Source organism: Paenibacillus sp. P4_A9 (assembly GCF_056402415.1).
In genome coordinates this window covers 1-19,210 of the sequence record NZ_JBFUHL010000050.1, presented here as the reverse complement: position 1 = coordinate 19,210, position 19,210 = coordinate 1, and the positions used below count along the sequence as shown (strand labels likewise).

Genomic DNA, 19,210 nt, shown 5'->3' with positions numbered 1-19,210 from the left:
AAACTATGGGTTGGGGGCACAAACGTGGGACGTTATCCATTTGCATATGATCATGCTCAGCCATTTATGCAGCAGGTGTCCGACTGGATTGCGGATATCTTCTATGACATATTGCCTGAAGCAGGTTTTGAGATTCGGGATGAACAGATTTACATGGCTTTTCAGTTGGAGCGGGCTTATGCTGAGAAACAGACGATTTTTGCGGAAGCTGGCGTTGGCACAGGAAAAACGTTGGTGTATTTATTATATGCGATTTGTTATTCGCGCTTCATGAAGAAGCCGGCTATCATTGCCTGTGCCGATGAATCGTTAATTGAGCAGTTGGTTAAGCCTGGTGGGGATATCGATAAACTTTCTCGCCATTTGAATTTGGAAATTGATGCCCGACTTGCGAAGTCACCGGATCAATATGCCTGTTTGGTCAAGCTGGATGAAGCTAGATTTGGACACGAGGATACAGGGCTTTACCGTGAGGTTCATGAGGGACTACCTGATTTTGTGCATACGCGTGAAGCGCTGCAAACATTCTATGCTTACGGTGATCGCAAAAACTACCCACAGCTAAACGACGAACAGTGGAACCGCATGAACTGGGATGCGTACCAAGACTGTTTTGTATGTGATAAACGGCATCGGTGTGGACAAACCTTATCCCGTGAATCCTATCGGAAGTCAGCAGATTTAATTATTTGTTCGCACGATTTCTACATGGAGCATGTTTGGACGTATGACGGAAGAAAGCGTGAAGGACAGCTGCCGTTGCTGCCAGATCACTGTACCGTTGTTTTTGATGAAGGACATTTAATGGAATCCGCTGCTCAAAAAGCGTTGACCTATAAGCTGAAGCATATGGTCTTCGAGGAATTAGTCATTCGCTTGTTAAAAGGGGAAGTACGTGAAACCTTAGCCGTCTGCATTGACCGCGCGATTGAGCAGAGTGAGCGTATGTTCGAGGTGTTGGAGCGCAGTTGTCGGCCGATCGCAGGATCGGAACGTAAGATGATCGTGATGAGTGATCTCTTGAAAAAAGAGATTCATACGCTCTGCGATATTTTGTCCGAGATCGAAGAGGAGCTTGTCTTTGAAGGGGAAATGTTTACGCTCAATGACTATCAGCTGAAGATCGTCGAGGAGCATCTGGAGATGATGCAGAAGGCGCTCGCGTTATTCCGCAACGACCATTCCTTCATTTGCTGGGCAACGGAAAGCATCACGGGACTCAGTCTTGTCATTATGCCAAGAACGGTGAAGGAAGTGTTGAAGGAGCATGTATTCTCTTCTAAAATGCCTATTGTCTTCTCCTCGGCGACACTTTCGGTGGAAGGTAGATTCGACTATGTGGCGAACAGCTTAGGCTTGGAGAAATATCTTTCCTTCTCGGTAGATTCACCGTATGACTATGCGGAACGGATGGAAGTTCTTGCTCCTCGATTTAAAGAAGGCGGGACGTTCCATGAGAAAATGGAATCCGCGGTTGGTTTGCTGAAAAGAACGGAGGGAAGAGCACTTGTACTATTCCCGACACATCAGGAATTACAACGGTTCAAATCAGAAATGTCATCTCGAACGGATTGTAAGGATCTAACCTTCTTCTATGAAGGAGATCAAGAAATCTCGCATGTGATCGCTTCATTCCAAGGGGATGAACACAGCGTATTGGCCGCAGTAAGCCTGTGGGAAGGACTCGATATTCCTGGTCCTTCACTATCGAATGTGATTGTATGGGCGCTGCCGTTTCCTCCGCCAGATCCGGTGTTCAACGCAAAACGTGAAGCTGCTGCTTCACCGTATGAAGAAGTCGACATTCCTTATATGCTGCTCAGACTGCGCCAAGGGATGGGCCGGTTGATTCGAACGCGCGAGGATAGCGGGATTATTGCGATATTTAGCGATGAGCTGCATACGAATGCTTCGCTTCGAGAGCACGTGGAGCGGGTTTTACCAGCAGGCGTTGTGATGAAATCAGAATAATTTGTAAGTTAACAAACTTATATAAACTGGGGATTAGACAATTGTCTAGTCCCCTTTCTTTTTACCGCCAGCTCGCACTACCCCCTCCTCGCGGAGGTTGATCATTTTTTGTCGCGGCACAGTCTAATGGCTAACAAAAGCGTGTATATATAACATATAATTGAAAGCGTTTACAACTTGTCCAAAGAATTACGATCGACCCAATCAACCTCGGCCAATCAGGAGTCAGCAGCATGAACACGTCGAAGGAGGTCGTCGCATGCAATTCTCTTATACCCAAGATCAGCAAGATATTCGAACGAAAGTTCGAGAGTTCGCGCTCGCGAACATGGAGCCAACTTCAGAGGAAAGGGATGAACTTGAACGGTTTGATCGTGTGATTTTCGACAGCTTAGGCKAGCTTGGATGGACTGGGATACCCTGGCCAAAAGCATACGGCGGCCAGGGTTCCGACTTTCTAACCTATGCGATGGTGATTGAGGAGCTTTCGCGCGTGTGTGCTTCAACAGGTGTCATGCTTTCCGTGCATACGTCGTTAGCCAGTTGGGCGATTCATACGTTTGGTACGGAGGCTCAGAAACAGACCTATTTACTTCCATTGACACTAGGGAAAAAGCTTGGCGCCTACTGTCTGACGGAGAGCGAATCCGGCTCAGATGCCGGAGCCATGCGAACGACCGCTACGAAAGAGGGGGATGCGTACGTACTAAATGGATCTAAACTATTCGTTACGAATGGCGGGGAGGCGGAGGTGTATATTGTTTTCGCCTTAACGGATGCGCAGAACAAGCAAAGGGGCACAACGGCCTTTATCGTGGAAAAAGGGACAGCTGGGCTGATTTTCGGCACCAAAGAAAAGAAGCTCGGTATCCGTTCATCCACCACGATGGAGCTGAGGTTTGAGGCATGCAGGGTGCCCGCGGAGAACAGACTGGGCCCTGAAGGCGAAGGCTTCCACATCGCAATGCGAAGCTTAGATGGCGGTCGGATCGGGATTGCCGCACAAGCAACGGGCATAGGCCAAGGAGCCTTGGACGCTGTCATTGCTTATGGAGCAGGGTCCGGCTCGCGCAGCGGTGATCAGTTCGATGCTCATATTTCCGAGATGGCCACGCACATTGAGGCCGCGAGACTGCTGACCTATCAAGCCGCTTGGCGCAAAGTCAAGGGGCTCTCGTATGGGAAGCAGGCTGCCATAGCGAAGCTTTTTGCCAGTGATACGGCGGTTAAAGTATGTTTGAGAGCTGTCCAGCTCTGCGGTGTATGGGGGTGCTTGAAGGAATCAAAGGTGGAGCGTTATCTGCGCGATGCCAAAGTGACGCAAATTTATGAAGGGACGAATGAAATTCAGCGTATTGTGATTTCGCGTTTGCTACTTTCTGAAAGCTCGTAGGAAGGGAGAGCGAAAACATGAGTGATCACTATTTGCCTGGACTTGAGCATGTGATTGCCAGTGAGACCAGTATTTCATTTCTAGATGTGGAGAAGGAAGAAATCGTTATTCGTGGGTATGATCTGATGGAGCTTGCGGAGCAAATGACCTATTTGGATGTCGTTGGGCTACTGTTAGAAGGTGAACTGCCGAATGAAATAAGGCGCAAAGCCATTGAGTCACAGATCCAATCTGTCTACGGTTTGCCGCCGAATGTGCGTGCGATGCTCCATTTGATGCCAGATCGAGCCGATATGATGGATGTGCTGCGAACGAGTATTTCCGCGCTAGCTAGCTTTGATGATGAGCTTGATGATCGATCACCTGAGGCTAATGGTCGGAAAGCAATACGCTTGCTGGCCAAAGTGCCGCAAATTGTTGCCTATGGCTACCGTGCACTCACGACGCAGCCGCTCATTGAACCTAATCCCAAGCTATCCTATACGGCTAACTTTCTGTACATGATTACAGGAACGATTCCGTCTCCGATGGAGGAAGCGATTTTTGATCAATCTCTCATTGTGTACAGTGAACATGAGCTGCCGAATTCGACGTTTGCGGCTCGCGTAATTGCCTCAACGCAGTCTGATATCTATGGCGCTCTTGTTGGCGCTGTTGCGTCACTCAAAGGTACGTTGCACGGTGGTGCGAATGAAGCGGTCATGCACATGCTGCTTGAAGCGGGTTCAGAAGATGATCTCGAAGCGTTGATTCGTTCAAAGCTTGCAAGGAAGGAGCGCATTATGGGCTTTGGGCATCGCGTGTATATGCGAAAACCTGATCCGCGCGCACTGCTGATGAAGGAAGCCTTAGCACAGCTCGCACCTGCATGCAATCAACAGGAACTGTACGACATGTGCGTACGCGGGGAAGACGTGATGAGGACAGAGAAGGGGCTGCATCCCAATTTGGATTACTATGCTGCGCCTGTCTATTACTTGCTTGGTATTCCGATTGAGCTGTTTACGCCCGTTTTCCTTGCTGCACGAACGCTGGGCATCAGTGCACATGTGATGGAGCAGCATGCGAACAATCGCCTCTTCAGGCCGCGTGTCCGTTATACTGGAGCGAGAGATTTACACCCGCCTCAGGGATCAAATCTATCAGAAAGTGAGGACGAGATCGTATGAGTACGCCTAGAGAATCGAATCAGAGGGAGATGATTTTTGACCCGCTAATTGTAGAGATCGCTGACTACGCCTTGCATGCCCAGATTGAGAGTGAGGAAGCGTATCAGATTGCCCAGCATGTCCTGTTGGATTCCCTAGGAACTGGCTTGCTTGCACTGCGTTTTCCTGCATGTACAAAACATCTCGGTCCAATTGTTCCKGGTGCAGAAGTGATCGGCGGGGCTCGTGTACCTGGTACTAGATATGAGCTAGACCCCGTTCAAGCGGCCTTCAATATAGGGTGTATGATTCGGTGGCTCGATTATAATGACACGTGGCTAGCCGCAGAATGGGGGCATCCATCCGATAATTTAGGCAGTATCCTAGCCGTTGCCGACTATGTGAGCCGAAGGCGAATCGCAGACGGGCAAGCGCCTTTCACGATGAAAGATGTCTTAACAATGGCGATTAAAGCCCATGAAATACAAGGCGTGCTCGCACTGGAAAACAGCTTGAATGCTGTTGGCTTGGATCATGTACATCTGGTGAAAATTGCCTCAACTGCCGTGGCGACAGTCATGCTGGGAGGTACGAAGGAGGAGGTGTGCAGCGCCGTATCCAATGCTTGGATCGATGGAGCGAGTTTACGCACGTATCGGCATGCGCCGAACACAGGCTCTAGGAAATCATGGGCAGCGGGTGACGCAACAAGTAGAGCGGTACGCTTAGCCTTAATGGCTGTTGGCGGGGAGATGGGCTATGCATCTGCTTTGACTGCGCCGAATTGGGGCTTTCAGGATGTTCTATTCGAAGGCAAAACGCTAACGCTTGCAAGACCACTTAGCTCCTATGTCATGGAGCATATCTTATTCAAAATTTCATTTCCTGCGGAATTTCATGCCCAAACAGCTGTGGAGTGTGCGCTCACCCTTCATGAGCATATCAAGGATCATTTAGTTGACATAACTAAAATTATGTTAACTACACACAAATCAGCGCTTCGGATTATCGATAAGAAAGGTCCTCTGCATAATCCAGCAGATCGCGATCATTGCCTACAGTACATGGTTGCCATCGGGCTCCTATACGGAACATTAACTGCCGAGCATTACGAAGATGATATTGCTGCAGACCCACGCATTGATGCGCTTCGGGAGCGTATGGTGGTCGTCGAGAACGAGCAATACAGCAAGGACTATTTAGATCCAGATAAGCGTTCCATTGCGAACAGCATTCAAATTTTCTTTAAGGACGGTACATCTACGGAGAAAATTGTTTGTGAATACCCGATCGGACACCGCAGGCGGCGTGCTGAGGGGCTGCCGAAGGTGATCGATAAGTTTAAAGCGAATGTGCAAACGCGTTTTCCGCGGAAACAGACGGAGGAAATCATGAAGCTATCGCTCGATTACGAGAAGCTGATTCAGACAACCGTACCTGCGTATATGTCGCTATTCGTGATTTAATTTGTCTGCAGATCGGCTGTATGAGTAGGAGGTCAACGATGTCATGGCTGATTGAGGAGGAGCCGAGTCAAGGTCAATTAGCTGCGGAATGGCGGCGTCTAGTCGAAGCGGGACCTATTCTCCAGATTGTCGGTACCCATGATGGGATGGCAGCAAGAATCGCAAAGCAGGCTGGGTTTCAAGCTCTTTACTTATCGGGTGCCGCTTATACGGCCAGCAGAGGGTTACCAGATTTGGGACTTATTTACTCCAACGAGGTAGCAGAGCGAGCTAGGGATCTCGTTCGAGCAACAGGACTTCCGTTATTGGTCGATATCGATACGGGGTATGGCGGCATCCTGAATGTCGCGCGGACAGCGAAGGAGATGGTAGAGGCGAAGGTCGCCGCTGTACAAATTGAGGACCAAGATATGCCGAAGAAATGCGGACATCTCAGTGGTAAAAAACTCATTTCCACGGAGGAAATGTGTCAAAAAATCCGCACGCTCAAAGCCGTGAGTCCGACGTTGTATATTGTTGCTCGGACAGATGCGAAAGGGGTCGAAGGAATGGCTGAGGCCATTACCCGTGCAAAGCACTACATCGCTGCTGGGGCGGATGCAATTTTTCCTGAAGCACTCGAGAATGAGGAGGACTTTCAGCATTTCCGAAGGGAGGTTGATGCACCTCTTTTGGCAAATATGACGGAGTTTGGGCGTACACCCTATTTTACGGCAGCACAATTTGAAAGCTGGGGCTTCCGCATGGTTCTCTATCCAGTTACGTCGCTGCGTGTTGCAGCTAAGGCTTACGAGCGAGTATTTGAGGAGATTCGTCATAAAGGGACGCAGTCCGGATTGCTAGATGGGATGCAAACACGCAGCGAGTTATATAAGGCGATTCGTTATGAAGATTATGAAGCTTTAGACGGTTCTATTGCGCGATCAACATGGGAGGATAAGAGTTAGGTGCATGCGGCATGAGGGAGGGCTCCACATGGACTATAGCCTTTCAGAGGAATTGGAAATGATTCGCAGCATGGTCCGAGATTTTGCTACAGGGGAGGTTGCGCCGACGGCGGCGCTGCGTGATGAAGAGGAGCGGTTTGATCGCTCGTTATTCGAGACCATGGGGGAACTGGGCTTAACAGGGATTCTAGTGCCTGAGGCATATGGCGGACTTGGTTCGGATAGATTAACAAATTGCTTGGTTTTGGAGGAGTTAGCACGTGCCTGTGCTTCGACGGGATATGCACTTTTTGTGCATAGTGCGTTGGCAGTTGCGGCTATTTCGATGTTTGGTACCGAGGCGCAGAAGAAGGTATACCTTGGTCCGATGGGAGAGGGACGAAAGCTCGGGGCATATGCAGGGGCAGAAATGGAAAGCATGGCGAGTTCTTCTGGCGTAGAGCTGCGTACGAGAGCGCTTCGGGACGGAGAAGAATACGTGCTTCAGGGCACAAAGTTTTTCGTGACTAATGCGGGTGAAGCGGATGTGTTTGTGGTGTTCGCATCGACGGATGAGGATTCTGCGGCGCACTTGAGTAATGCTTTTATTATCGAGAAAGGCACACCTGGGTTCATTTTAGGCAAAAAGGAAAGAAAACTCGGAACGCGTGGCTCACCAAGCATGTCAATTGAATTAGTGGACTGCCGTATTCCAGTGGCAAATCGTCTTGGCGAGGAGGGCGACGGGCATCGGATTGCTTTGCGAACGCTGGGGAGTGCTCGCAGTGGTGTCGCAGCACTTTCGGTAGGGCTTGCGCAAGCAGCCATGGATGAGGGTATTGCCTATGCGAAGACTCGCAAGCAGTTCGGTAAGCCGATTGCGCAGCAGCAGGCCATCGCCTTTAAGCTTGCCAATATGGCAACGCAAATCGAAGCAGCCAGGCTACTCACGTATCAAGCTGCATGGCGAGAGAGTCAAGGCATGGAGAGTGGAGAAGGAGGGGCATATGCGAACCTGTTCGCTGGGGATACGGTGATGGCGGTAGCCATTGAAGCTGTTCAAATCTTTGGCGGCTATGGGTATACGAAAGAATTTCCAGTTGAACGGTATATGCGCGATGCGAAAATGCTCCAAATGGTTGAAGCAACAATGGATGAGCAGCGGAGAGCGATTGCTCGTTTCTCAAAGGTGTAGTGTAAGCGTAAGACTGGAGGGCGAGGTGTATGCGAGAAAGTGTCATTGTTGGCGGTGCTAGAACCCCATTCGGTAAGTTCGGTGGCGCGCTGAAGGATGTTCCGGCTGTCGAGTTGGGCGGAAACGTCATCAAGGAAGCCATACGACGCGCTTCTCTGGATCCTTCATCGATCGATGAAGTCATCATGGGCATGGTGCTGCAAGGAGGTGCGGGACAAATCCCTTCCCGTCAGGCGGCGCGTAAGGCGGGACTGGATTGGAATGTGACATCAGAGACGATCAACAAAGTATGCGCCTCTGGTCTTCGAAGTGTGACCATGGCGGACCAAATTATCCGCGCAGGGGATGCTTCGACACTCGTGGCCGGCGGGATGGAGAGCATGAGCTCTGCACCGTATCTGGCGACGCACGCGCGTTGGGGTGCACGAATGGGCGAACAACGACTTATCGATCTTATGATTCATGATGGTCTCACCTGTCCCTTCGAACGTGTGCATATGGTGGTCCATGGCAGTCGTGTTGCTGCTGAGTTCAATATAGGACGACAGGAGCAGGACGAGTGGGCTTTGCGCAGTCATCAACTAGCGTTACAAGCGATGTCCAAAGGCTATTTTGCAGAGGAAATTGTACCTGTCCAGGTCGGTACGAACGTGATTGAACGCGATGAGGGACCGCGTGCAGATACGAATTTGGCTAAGCTAGCCGCATTAGTACCGGTATTCGATAAGCAAGGCAGCATTACAGCGGGGAATGCGCCTGGCGTGAATGATGGCGCAGCTGCTTTGGTTGTTATGGCTAGGGAAGCTGCCTTAGATCAGGGTGTAGAGCCGCTCGCTACGATTATTGGCCACGCCAGTGTTGGTGAGCGTGCGCCTTATATTGCGACGGCACCAGCTTTGTCGATACGGAAGCTGCTGCTGCAAACGGGAATGACACTGAATCAAATCGATCGATTCGAGGTGAATGAAGCTTTTGCCGCTGTCGTACTCACGACCGAGCGTATGCTGGGGTGGGACGTGCAACGCATCAATGTCAACGGCGGCGCGATTGCGCTCGGCCATCCGATTGGTGCGAGCGGCACGCGGATTATTCTCACTTTAATTCATGAGCTTCGTAGAATTGGCGGTGGTTACGGGATTGCAGCGATATGCAGTGGAACGGCGCAGGGCGATGCGATCCTGCTTCGTGTGGAGTAACCGCTAATACGGAAGCAAGATGGATGAATCCCAGTTGTTTCAATGAAGCAGTAGGAGCGATGAACGATGTCTATACAAACCATCATGGTAGTAGGGGCAGGGCAGATGGGGAGTGGAATTGCTCAAGTGGCTGCATCTGCTGGCCGAAGGGTGCTTTGGCACGATCTATCAATGCCTTTGATCGACAAGGGCATGTTGAACATCCGCAAACTTTTAGATCGGAGTGTAGCGAAAGGACGGTTGACGGAGGAAGCGAGCGCAGAGATTCTTAGCAGGATTCAGCCAACGGTAGAAATTGATGAGGCTGCGCATGTTGATCTCGTGATCGAGGCGATATCTGAGAATATGGCTTGGAAAACGGTGCTTTTTCAGAAGTTGGACGGGATCTGTCCGCCTAATGTGATATTAGCAACGAATACGTCTTCTCTGCCGATTACCGAGATTGCTGCTGCGACCGCTCGCCCCTCGCAGGTCATCGGGATGCATTTCATGAATCCAGTTCCCGTGATGCCGCTTATTGAAATTATTCGTGGCCTTGAAACGTCACAGAGCGTATTTGATGCGATCTATGAACTCAGTAAGGAGCTTGGCAAAACACCTGTTGAGGTGCAGGATTTCCCCGGGTTCGTTTCGAATCGCATTCTCATGCCGATGATTAACGAAGCCGTTTTTACGGTATATGAAGGTGTAGCAACGGTTGAAGCGGTAGATACGGTGATGAAGCTCGGTATGAACCACCCTATGGGCCCGCTTGAGCTAGCAGATTTAATTGGCTTGGACACCTGTTTATCGATCATGGAAATTCTCTATGAGGGTTTCAAGGATTCGAAATATCGACCCTGTCCGCTGCTCCGGAAATATGTGAAGGCGGGACGACTCGGACGTAAGTCAGGGCAAGGTTTTTATGTGTATCCAAGATGATCGCTGGTATGTGATAGGTAAATTGGGATGGGCAGTCACTCAGATGAGGGACTGTTTTTTGTTTTGGAAGGTAATTTTAGGCATGTAATGGAATAGGTAAGGAGTGAATGCGAAGTAACTTGTGACTAGGAAGGATGAATGTGTATGACGGAACATGCTTGCTTAGGGTGCCAATTAGCGAACGGACAAGTAGAGGCCCATGTGGTTTATGAGAATGAGTGGTTAACTGTTATCTTAGATATTGCGCCGTTGAATGAAGGACATGTTCTTATACTTCCAAAGCGACATGCTGCTGAAATTGAGGAGATGGGTGAAGAGGCGTCAATAGCTATACTTAAGGCTTCAATGAAAATGTCTCGTTTGATTAAAAAAATCTATCAACCTGACGGTATCACGATTCTTCAGAATGGCGGTGCATTCAATGATTTGGGCCATGTACACGTACATGTTTTCCCGAGATATGTCGGGGATGRCTTTGGTTGGTTGGAGCCTGAAGATCGGAATGATAATCGAAATAGGTTGGCAGATACTAGATTACGAATGATTAATGACATTAATAATATATGTGATTAATCTTAGAAAGTTGGCATTGCGTTAACAACATGATAAACTGCTAAAGGCGACACTGCAGCGGATTGATCCGATTTACTAGGACAAGCAGATMAAGCTGTGTTCAACAAAGGAGGCAATCTCAGTGAAATTTCGAGCCGTATCGAGTGAGACCAAGATGAATTATTTGCTCTGGCGTATACAGAATGAAATTAGGAAAGAAGATAAGTACTTGACGTCTTTACCGTTTGATCCTTCACCCGTCATTGGCGTAGTAAAGTATCATCTGGATCAGTGGGATCCAATTCAACTGCTTGAGAGTGGAAGTCTTGAAGACGAATATGATGGTGAGGCTCGCAGCGTAGCCATTTATATAATAAAAAATATGGATGACATAAGCGTTGCTGGTTTAGGACAAGCAATCCAACGAATTTTCAAAAAATCCTTTCTGGATGAATTTCAGTCTGAAGATGTGACATTTGAAATCGCAATTGCTATCCTGGGTGATCTGACTAATGGAAATGAGGAAGAATCGTGAGTGAAATGGTTGGGAAATACTGTGCCAAGTTTTTTGGCAAAACAGGTGTCATTCTTGAAATTGGTGTTGTGAAAAAGGTAGCAAGCCGTACCATTCATGTGGACTGGGGTACGAAAACATGGGTGTATCAGAACCGTGATTTTAACTGGACGCCGCTGACGAAGGAAGAGTTCGAAGTTAAATACAAAAAGCCGAAATTCTCAGACGCAGCGCTTTTGCGTGCCGCAGAATTGGGCTTGAAAATTACGTATAATTAAGTTGCGGCTGCCTTGTGGCGGCCGTATTTTTTTTTGTTCTGGCGATAGTGCGTGGCAATGGTGGAAGGAGTGAGGTTAGTCGATCAAACCAGGTTTTTTCGGTATTTTCAAATAACTCATGTCGGATTACTCCCCCCTTCGGCACCGATTAGTCCGAAATTATCGAATTAATCTCACTGTCAGCTTCAATAAATCTTAATTAGTCCTAATTAGCCCAACTAAACCGGTCTAAACAATCCTAACCCATTGAAAATGGGTAGATAGTTCGGCAGAATCCGACTATTGGTTCTTTTTAAAAGAAATCCTCGTTTTAATTCGGATAAATCTGACTAAAGCAACTCCCGTCAAAGAGCTAAAGTTAACAGCAGTGATGTGGTGATGATTTGATGCCAATGAAGTCTTGTTGCTGGCCAACTAGGAAAAAATGAATACTACATATTTTATCCAAATAAATGGGCTGTGTGCATGATAAAATTAAGTAATGAGGAATGAATCCTAGTGAGGTGCTGACATGAAATTTGTGCTCGTATTCGGTCCGCAAGCTGTAGGGAAAATGACAGTGGGCCACGAACTTGAAAAAATTACCGAGTTGAAACTCTTCCATAACCATATGACAATTGATMTTGTTCATCCTTTTTTCGGGTATTCCGCAGAAACTTGGCGGTTAGTAGATTTATTTCGGTTTGAGATTTTCGAGGCTGTTGCGAGAAGTGAGCTTCATGGTTTAATTTTCACGTACGTATGGGCTCTGGACGTGCAGACCGATTGGGATTTTGTGCAAAAAATCATCTCGATTTTCGAATCCAATGGTGGCGAGGTCTATTTCGTTGAACTTGAAGCGCCAGTAGATGAACGAATTGAAAGGAATAAAACTCCCCATAGACTTGAACATAAGCCTACCAAACGTGATCTCGTGCAATCAGAACAGAATTTACTCACAAGTATGGAGAAGCATCGATTAAACTCACTCGAAGGAGAAATTACTAAGGAGAATTATATCCGAATCAACAATGCAGGTGTAAGTCCAGAGGATGTAGCCGCGATGATCAAGGAAAAGTTTGAACTCTGAATCCCTTCACGAAAAGAATATAAATAGAGTAGGAAAAACTCCCGCAAACAGTGCCATAAAGGCGCTAAAGCAGGAGTTTTTCTGTATAGGCAACGCCGTTCGCGTCTATTCATTATTTCCAAATTTGCTTATACGCATACACATAGGTGGTAAGCAAGATTGGGCTGGCAGGATGATGCGTCCATTGACTTGAAAAAGAAGCTGAGGTATACTCATTTCACTGGTTAGTAATTTAGTAAATTACTAAATTACTAAATAAAAATTATGYAATGTACCCAAGGAGGAATCACAATGAAAATACCTACAACACTCAAACATAAACCTGTCATCGTAGCTGAGAATTATGCCAATATTGACGGTAGATATACGCAAAACACCGATACTCAAGGTCTTTCGTTAGGCCTAGCGCAGTGGAATGACAGAGGCAAGGTTGATATTTCTGCGAAAGTATGGCGTTATACCGGGGAGAAATGGTCTCGTCAATCTGAGGAGCTGCCTTTGCACCGTGTGTTAGATCTGGCTATCCTTGTGTGCCGGACGAAGCTGCATTTCCAAGAGGATGCTTATCGCTATGAGAATTCATATAATCCTGAGAATCCTGTTATCGACAGAATCGGGCTGCAGGGGGATGCCATGACGGTTGGTGTTTGTACGGATAATGAGAAAATTAACGAAGATATCAAGCTCTTCAGCCAAGCGTTAAGTGATGACGGAGAGTTGATTGGTGAACGTTTACGCACGCTTTCGAGGATTTTAAAAGAAATGGGGTATTGATTAGCATGCTAGACAAGCAGAAGAAAAAGGAGCTTGCCACCAACTATAAGCAAACCTTTCGTGCCATGGGTGTATATCAAATTCGAAATACTAAGAATGAAAAAATATTTGTAAATGGCAGCATGGATCTAGATGGGATGAAGAATAGGCTTGAGTTTTGTAAGCAGATGAATACCAATACCTTTAATGAGCTTCAGAAGGATTGGTCGACGTTCGGAGGCGATAGCTTCGTATTTGAAGTGTTGGATCGCATTGAGCCACGGGATGAAATCATGTTGGATGCTGCAGACCTGAAAAGCTATCGAGCCGAAGTGGATGCGCTGCTTGATTTATGGCTAGAGAAGTTAGAGCCGTATGACGAGAAGGGCTATAACAAACGTAAGCGTTAATCTTTATCCATCTAACAGGGGTTCCGTCTTAAGCGGATCCCTTTTTTTTGCATAAATAGGCAGGTTTCCTCTGAACCTATGGCGAAGTGGTGAGAGATGAAATCTTTGGAAGTAACTTATTGAGACCTACATAGAAGGAGTGAAGAGATGAAATACCGTCAACTTGGAGATACAGAGCTTCGAATTAGTGAGGTGAGCTTCGGAACTTGGGCCATTGGTGGTGGCTGGGGAGAAGCGAATGACGATGAATCCATTAGAGGATTGCACCGTGCGATGGATGAAGGTGTTAATTTTTTTGATACGGCTGATGTGTATGGCTCAGGACATGCGGAAGAGCTTCTCGCGAAAGCAACGAAGGGTAAAGAAGATGAGGTACATATCGCGACGAAGTTTTGCCGTTCAGGTGATATCCATGATCTCGCTACGTATTCGGAGAAAGCTGTTCGTCAATTTGCTGAAAATAGCTTAAAACGATTGAATCGTGAACGAATCGACCTCTACCAAATTCATTGTCCACCGCTTGCGATTTTGAAAGATGGTTCCGTCTTCGAGGTGCTTGAGAAATTGAAGTCCGAGGGCAAAATTCGACATTACGGTGTGAGTGTAGAAACGGTGGAAGAAGGCTTGTTCTGTCTCACTGTTCCTGGTGTTAAAGCCTTGCAAGTGATCTTTAACTTGTTCCGTCAAAAGCCTGCTGAAGTGCTATTCCCGCAAGCGAACGCTGCAGGCGTTGGCATCCTTGTTCGGCTTCCGCTTGCAAGCGGACTATTAACCGGGAAATTCACGGCTGCCAGCACATTTGCTGCAGATGATCACCGGAATTTCAATGCCAATGGCGACCAGTTTAATGTGGGTGAAACATTCGCAGGCTTGCCATTTACCAAAGGTGTTGAGCTCGCGAAGGAACTTGCTTGGATCGGCGAAGGTCGTGGCAACTTGGCACGTGCAGCGATGCGTTGGATTTTGGAAAATCCGAACATTACCTGTATTATCCCTGGATTTAAGAACGTCAAGCAGATTGAAGATAATCTGGGAACGCTTGAAGTACCGACTTTTAGTTCGGAAGAGCAAGCTCGTCTGCAAAGCTTTTACACAACTCAGATACAAGAGCATATTCGTGGTGCTTACTAGCCTATTTAGAAGGGGAAAAGGTTTCAGGGGGAAGCGAAATGGATATAATAACACCACAGCGTTTATATCATGGGACGACGAACAATCTCGTCAACCTTTTTCAAGATAAATTATTGGATAGCAGATATTGGCGACCAGGCCGCGATTTCGGCGAAGGATTTTATACGACGATTTCAGCCGCGCAGGCGCGGAATTGGGCACGTAAAGCTTCGGCACGTTCGATCACGGGGCACGAACTTCCTTGTGTGCTTGAAATTGAGCTCATAGCCATTCCAGCGAAGATGGAGCCTCTTATTTTTCTAAGTGATTCCTTGGCCTGGGCTGAATTTGTGATGGGGCATCGCAGTGTTATGAAAAAGGGCGAAGCGGATCCATGTCACAAGCATCCAGATATTATTATTGGTCCTATGGCAGATGGAGATACTGGACGAATTATTGAAGAAGCAGTACAATTAAATAGAGATGTACATTGGTTTTATGATCAAATTTTACGCACCACACGCGGTCGGAAATTAGATGCGTTACGTCTTGGAAATCAAGTGGCTTTTTCCTCTGAAAAGTGGGAAGCTTCATTACGTTTTGTTGGTTATAACATTTTTACGGGAGGCAGGTGGATCTACTATGAAAACACAAGTTCGGCTGAATCTGTATGAACGCGGAATCGTTGATTCACTTGTTCAGAATTTCGGTTACACCCCGCAAGGTGCTCGGAAGCTTGTTGTCGATTATGTGGAAGTCATTCGTAAATTGGGTGGCTATGACACCTGTTATGATCATGCGGAGCGATTAGTTCAAGCCACAACCATCAATTGTAAGCCGGAAGATTGGCTGAACAGGATTAATGTGATTGCGAAGGAAGCCGTTCAGGATAAAGGCATTCTTCACCTAGAGGGACGATTGCACGTGAATGTTCATTAAATAATCGGATTAGAAGCTCATCCTATGGTTGAGCTTTTTTTGCGACCACACAGGGGAGGGGAACGTATGATCGAACATATTCGCACGAGCAATGTACAGCGCTTTACCGGGTTTGGTGCCTTGTACGATGAAAGCCGGCCGACAGCGCCGCAGGAATTAATCAAAATATTGACAGCCTATTTGGGTAGTAAGCCGCAAACTGTTGTCGATGTAGGCTGCGGCACAGGCCTTTCTTCGTTCTTATGGTTGAATGACGCAGAGCGGATCATCGGCGTTGAGCCGAGTGATGATATGCGCGCTGTTGCCCTAGCCAAATGGGAAGCAATGAACAAGCCTGAATCCCTTCAATTCGTGAAAGGGTTGTCTCATGAGCTGGAGCTTCCGTCTGATTCGGCGGACATTGTGACGTGTTCACAATCATTTCACTGGATGGAGCCGCAAAGCACATTGCGTGAATTCGCTCGTGTGCTTCGTCCTGGCGGCGTGTTTGCCGCCTATGATTGCGATTGGCCGCCTGTCATTGATGGGGAAATCGAACAGCAGTATATGAAGCTTACATCGTTAGGTGATCAAAGAGCTGTAGAGCTAGCGCCAAAGCACGAGCAAGCGCACAAATGGGATAAGGAAGCGCATTTGCAGCAAATCCAATCATCTGGTTTATTCCGATATGCGAGAGAAATTGTATTTCATAATTGGGAGACTTGCGATGCTTCTCGCTATGCCAACCTCGCGTTAAGTCAGGGCAGCTTACAAACCGCGCTAAAGCTGGGTGCGAAAGAGCTTGATGCAGAGGTGGCAGCATTTCGCCAGCTTGTGGCGAAAGCGTTCGCTGGCGAAGAACGGTCGATATTATTTGGATACCGCATGCGGATAGGCATTGTTTAGTTCGTAAAACATGAGCAATATGACGGAGAGGGAAAGAAGGGAACATCTACGAAGCTGATACCATTTCTATTATTTTATGTTGTCATTTACATGGGAAACGCGGTCTATGGCACTTTCATGCCGGTTTATCTCAACAATGCGAAATTCTCGCAAGAGGAGATCGGGATTTTACTTAGTCTAGGACCTTTGATTGCCATGATTGGTCAACCAGTATGGGGGGCTTTCGGGGACCGTGCCAAAACGAAGAACCAAGTCCTGCGAGTATTAATCATCGGAAGCGGTATTTCGATTTTATTTTTTCCGCTTTCACATCAATTCAGCTTTATTCTTGTGCTTATTTGCATCTTCACCTTTTTTCAGACCTCCATTTTCGCTCTTAGCGATGCGATTACCTTGGAGGAATTAGATCGACATCCCACATGGAGCTTTGGCTGGATCCGCTTAGGAGGAACGATAGGCTTTGCCGTGATGTCACTCCTTTTTGGGTTCATTGCTAAATCCTACATAGGCTCGATGTTCCCCGTGTATGCGTGTACAATGGTTGCCGCATTGCTATGTCTATGGCGGTTTCCAGCTGCGGCTGGGCGCCCGGCACATGTCATGGGGCGAAAATTCCGTGAGCTTTTCAAAAACGGTAAATTGATGTTTTATCTAAGCATAAATTTCGTCATACAAATCACGCTAGGCTATTATTACGCCTTTTTCCCAATCTACTTTAAGGAAATGGGTGGAGATAGTGTTATGTTAGGCTGGTCGATGACCATATCGTCCATGAGTGAGCTTCCTTTTCTCTTATTTTCGGCACAAATATTTAAGCGAATCCCGATCTCAATCATTTTGCTTGTGGCAGCCTTGGCGTCATCCTTGCGGTGGTTTTTATTCTCTCAGATTGAAGTAGCGCACTGGATACTACCCGTACAAGTATTGCATGGACTCATCTTTATTGTACTATCTGTTACGATTGCCACAATTATCAACCGCGAAGTACCAGCTGAATGGAAGGCAAGCGGGCAAACCCTCAACGGCTTACTTAGCCTTGGGGCCGCTCGCATTATCGGCAGCTTCTTGGGTGGAATCATGAGCGCAGCCTATGGCATGAGACAAGTTTTCCTCTATAGTTCCTGGGTATCTATGGCGTGTGTGATTGTGTTTGGAGCTGTTATTTTTTTCCGGAGGAAGCAGCATGAACTAGGCACTTAAACTTTTTAACTTGATGCATTTGGAGGAGGGGGATGTCATGATTACGCTTCGACAGGTAACGAAGGCTGATGCTGATGAATTCTGGAAATTACGATTGGAGGGGCTGCTCACGCATCCCGAAGCGTTCTCGGCTTCCTATGAAGAGTCTATCATGGTGACTGCTGAGGGCGTACAAGAACGCATTGGGGCGAGCGAAGATCAGTTCATTATTGGTGCTTTTCATCAGGAGGATGGGCTTGTTGGTGTTGCTGGATTCCGAAGAGAAAAGACGTTGAAACTGAAGCATAAGGGTTCGATATGGGGAGTTTATGTCACAGAAGCCTACCGGAAACAAGGTATTGCGAAGCAAATCATGCAATCGATTATCCATCGCGCAGAGCAATTAGAGGGTCTTCGGTTGATTCTATTGACAACTGGCGTGACGAATGTCGCATCGAAGAAGCTCTATCATTCGCTTGGTTTTAAAACCTTTGGGGTTGAGCCGCAATCGATGTATGTGAATGGTACCTTCTGGGATGAGGAATTTATGGTCTTGGCGTTGGATTAATAGCTGAATTCGATTATGATAATAGACAAGTAATTGGATGAAAGGAAGTGCTAGGTTATGATCAAAAATGAAGCGATTCTTACCTATGAACCTGGAGGTCAGCAGATTTGTATGACACGCGTGTTCGATGCTCCACGAGAACTGGTGTTTAAAGCGTTTACGGATGCGAAGCTTATCGTAGAATGGCTTGGACCTCGTGCGCTGACGATACAGTTGGAAACATTTGAACCGAGGAATGGCGGCAGCTGGCGTTATATCCATAGGGATAGCAACGGGAACGAGTACGCGTTTCGCGGCGTATATCATGAAGTTACTGCACCTGAGCGGATTATTCAAACCTTTGAGTTTGAAGGACTCCCAGAGAAGGGACATGTTATCCTTGAAACGGCTAGATTTGAAGAACTAGAAGGCGGTCAGACCAAGCTGGTGATGGAATCTGTGTTCCAATCGGTCGCTGATCGTGATGGCATGCTGCACTCCGGTATGGAGCAAGKGATGCAGGATTCCTATGAGCGCTTAGCGGAGCTGTTGGAGAGAATTAAGTAGTTGGGAAGAGAGCAGGAGCTTTCGGATAACAAGAACATTGTGTCATTAATTGCCGCGTAGAATGCGGTCGCTCATCGTTGAAGGGGCGCCGGATTGGTGTCGAATAGCGTTATCCTGTAATGTTATCTAAAACCGCTACGTTGACTTGGGTTCTAGTCGATAGGTACGAATGCGATTGGAGCCTGGCTCGA

Annotated in this window: 21 protein-coding genes; all 21 read left to right on the top strand. The window is 47.4% G+C overall.

The genetic code is table 11. From position 1 onward, the window contains the following. Window positions 1-24: 24 nt before the first annotated feature. The 21 genes from AC1DVJ_RS23685 to AC1DVJ_RS23585 all read left to right on the top strand — a co-directional run bounded on the left by AC1DVJ_RS23685 (window position 25) and on the right by AC1DVJ_RS23585 (window position 19,019). A complete protein-coding gene (locus tag AC1DVJ_RS23685; RefSeq protein ID WP_477593944.1) occupies window positions 25-1,971 on the top strand; it encodes an ATP-dependent DNA helicase in 1,947 nt (648 codons plus the stop codon). A gap of 259 nt (window positions 1,972-2,230) precedes the next feature. Next, a complete protein-coding gene (locus AC1DVJ_RS23680; protein ID WP_477593942.1) occupies window positions 2,231-3,364 on the top strand; it encodes an acyl-CoA dehydrogenase family protein in 1,134 nt (377 codons plus the stop codon). A gap of 17 nt (window positions 3,365-3,381) precedes the next feature. After that, window positions 3,382-4,533, top strand: coding sequence for a citrate synthase (gene mmgD, locus AC1DVJ_RS23675; RefSeq protein WP_477593940.1), 1,152 nt, complete (start codon window positions 3,382-3,384; stop codon window positions 4,531-4,533). Then, window positions 4,530-5,978 (top strand): bifunctional 2-methylcitrate dehydratase/aconitate hydratase, encoded by a 1,449-nt coding sequence (locus AC1DVJ_RS23670; RefSeq protein WP_477593938.1) that lies wholly within the window; start codon window positions 4,530-4,532, stop codon window positions 5,976-5,978. Before mmgD ends, AC1DVJ_RS23670 begins: the two co-directional genes overlap by 4 nt. A gap of 38 nt (window positions 5,979-6,016) precedes the next feature. Next, window positions 6,017-6,925 (top strand): methylisocitrate lyase, encoded by a 909-nt coding sequence (prpB, locus tag AC1DVJ_RS23665; protein WP_477593936.1) that lies wholly within the window; start codon window positions 6,017-6,019, stop codon window positions 6,923-6,925. 28 nt (window positions 6,926-6,953) lie between these two features. Further along, the gene (locus AC1DVJ_RS23660) at window positions 6,954-8,099 is read left to right on the top strand and encodes an acyl-CoA dehydrogenase family protein (protein ID WP_477593934.1); all 1,146 of its coding nucleotides are present in this window, start codon (window positions 6,954-6,956) and stop codon (window positions 8,097-8,099) included. Between the two features lie 29 nt (window positions 8,100-8,128). After that, entirely contained in the window at window positions 8,129-9,295 is a 1,167-nt protein-coding gene (locus AC1DVJ_RS23655; protein WP_477593932.1) for an acetyl-CoA C-acetyltransferase, read from the top strand. A 66-nt stretch (window positions 9,296-9,361) separates the two neighbouring features. Continuing rightward, on the top strand, window positions 9,362-10,216 hold the full coding sequence (locus AC1DVJ_RS23650; RefSeq protein WP_477593930.1) for a 3-hydroxybutyryl-CoA dehydrogenase: 855 nt from the start codon (window positions 9,362-9,364) through the stop codon (window positions 10,214-10,216). Between the two features lie 144 nt (window positions 10,217-10,360). After that, a complete protein-coding gene (locus AC1DVJ_RS23645; RefSeq protein ID WP_477593928.1) occupies window positions 10,361-10,789 on the top strand; it encodes an HIT family protein in 429 nt (142 codons plus the stop codon). A 121-nt stretch (window positions 10,790-10,910) separates the two neighbouring features. After that, window positions 10,911-11,303: a DUF1871 family protein gene (locus AC1DVJ_RS23640; RefSeq protein WP_477593926.1), complete on the top strand. Its 393-nt coding sequence runs from the start codon at window positions 10,911-10,913 to the stop codon at window positions 11,301-11,303. Beyond that, window positions 11,300-11,560: a hypothetical protein gene (locus tag AC1DVJ_RS23635; protein WP_477593923.1), complete on the top strand. Its 261-nt coding sequence runs from the start codon at window positions 11,300-11,302 to the stop codon at window positions 11,558-11,560. The genes AC1DVJ_RS23640 and AC1DVJ_RS23635 overlap by 4 nt, the downstream gene beginning before the upstream one ends. Before the next feature lie 511 nt (window positions 11,561-12,071). Continuing rightward, window positions 12,072-12,629, top strand: coding sequence for a DEAD/DEAH box helicase family protein (locus AC1DVJ_RS23630; protein WP_477593921.1), 558 nt, complete (start codon window positions 12,072-12,074; stop codon window positions 12,627-12,629). A gap of 291 nt (window positions 12,630-12,920) precedes the next feature. Further along, entirely contained in the window at window positions 12,921-13,403 is a 483-nt protein-coding gene (locus AC1DVJ_RS23625) for a DUF6530 family protein (RefSeq protein WP_477593919.1), read from the top strand. Window positions 13,404-13,408: 5 nt separating this feature from the next. After that, complete coding sequence (locus AC1DVJ_RS23620; protein WP_477593984.1) at window positions 13,409-13,792, top strand: GIY-YIG nuclease family protein; 384 nt, start codon at window positions 13,409-13,411, stop codon at window positions 13,790-13,792. A gap of 147 nt (window positions 13,793-13,939) precedes the next feature. Next, entirely contained in the window at window positions 13,940-14,923 is a 984-nt protein-coding gene (locus tag AC1DVJ_RS23615) for an aldo/keto reductase (protein ID WP_477593917.1), read from the top strand. 38 nt (window positions 14,924-14,961) lie between these two features. Beyond that, window positions 14,962-15,576 carry a DUF3990 domain-containing protein gene (locus AC1DVJ_RS23610; RefSeq protein ID WP_477593915.1) on the top strand — a complete coding sequence of 205 codons (615 nt, stop codon included), beginning with the start codon at window positions 14,962-14,964 and terminating at the stop codon, window positions 15,574-15,576. Beyond that, the gene (locus AC1DVJ_RS23605; RefSeq protein WP_477593913.1) at window positions 15,545-15,841 is read left to right on the top strand and encodes a hypothetical protein; all 297 of its coding nucleotides are present in this window, start codon (window positions 15,545-15,547) and stop codon (window positions 15,839-15,841) included. The genes AC1DVJ_RS23610 and AC1DVJ_RS23605 overlap by 32 nt, the downstream gene beginning before the upstream one ends. A 66-nt stretch (window positions 15,842-15,907) precedes the next feature. Next, the gene (locus tag AC1DVJ_RS23600; RefSeq protein WP_477593911.1) at window positions 15,908-16,726 is read left to right on the top strand and encodes a class I SAM-dependent methyltransferase; all 819 of its coding nucleotides are present in this window, start codon (window positions 15,908-15,910) and stop codon (window positions 16,724-16,726) included. Window positions 16,727-16,780: 54 nt separating this feature from the next. After that, entirely contained in the window at window positions 16,781-17,926 is a 1,146-nt protein-coding gene (locus tag AC1DVJ_RS23595) for an MFS transporter (RefSeq protein ID WP_477593982.1), read from the top strand. Window positions 17,927-17,963: 37 nt separating this feature from the next. After that, complete coding sequence (locus AC1DVJ_RS23590; protein WP_477593909.1) at window positions 17,964-18,473, top strand: N-acetyltransferase family protein; 510 nt, start codon at window positions 17,964-17,966, stop codon at window positions 18,471-18,473. A 57-nt stretch (window positions 18,474-18,530) separates the two neighbouring features. Beyond that, window positions 18,531-19,019 carry an SRPBCC family protein gene (locus tag AC1DVJ_RS23585; protein WP_477593907.1) on the top strand — a complete coding sequence of 163 codons (489 nt, stop codon included), beginning with the start codon at window positions 18,531-18,533 and terminating at the stop codon, window positions 19,017-19,019. The last annotated feature ends 191 nt before the right edge of the window (window positions 19,020-19,210 follow it).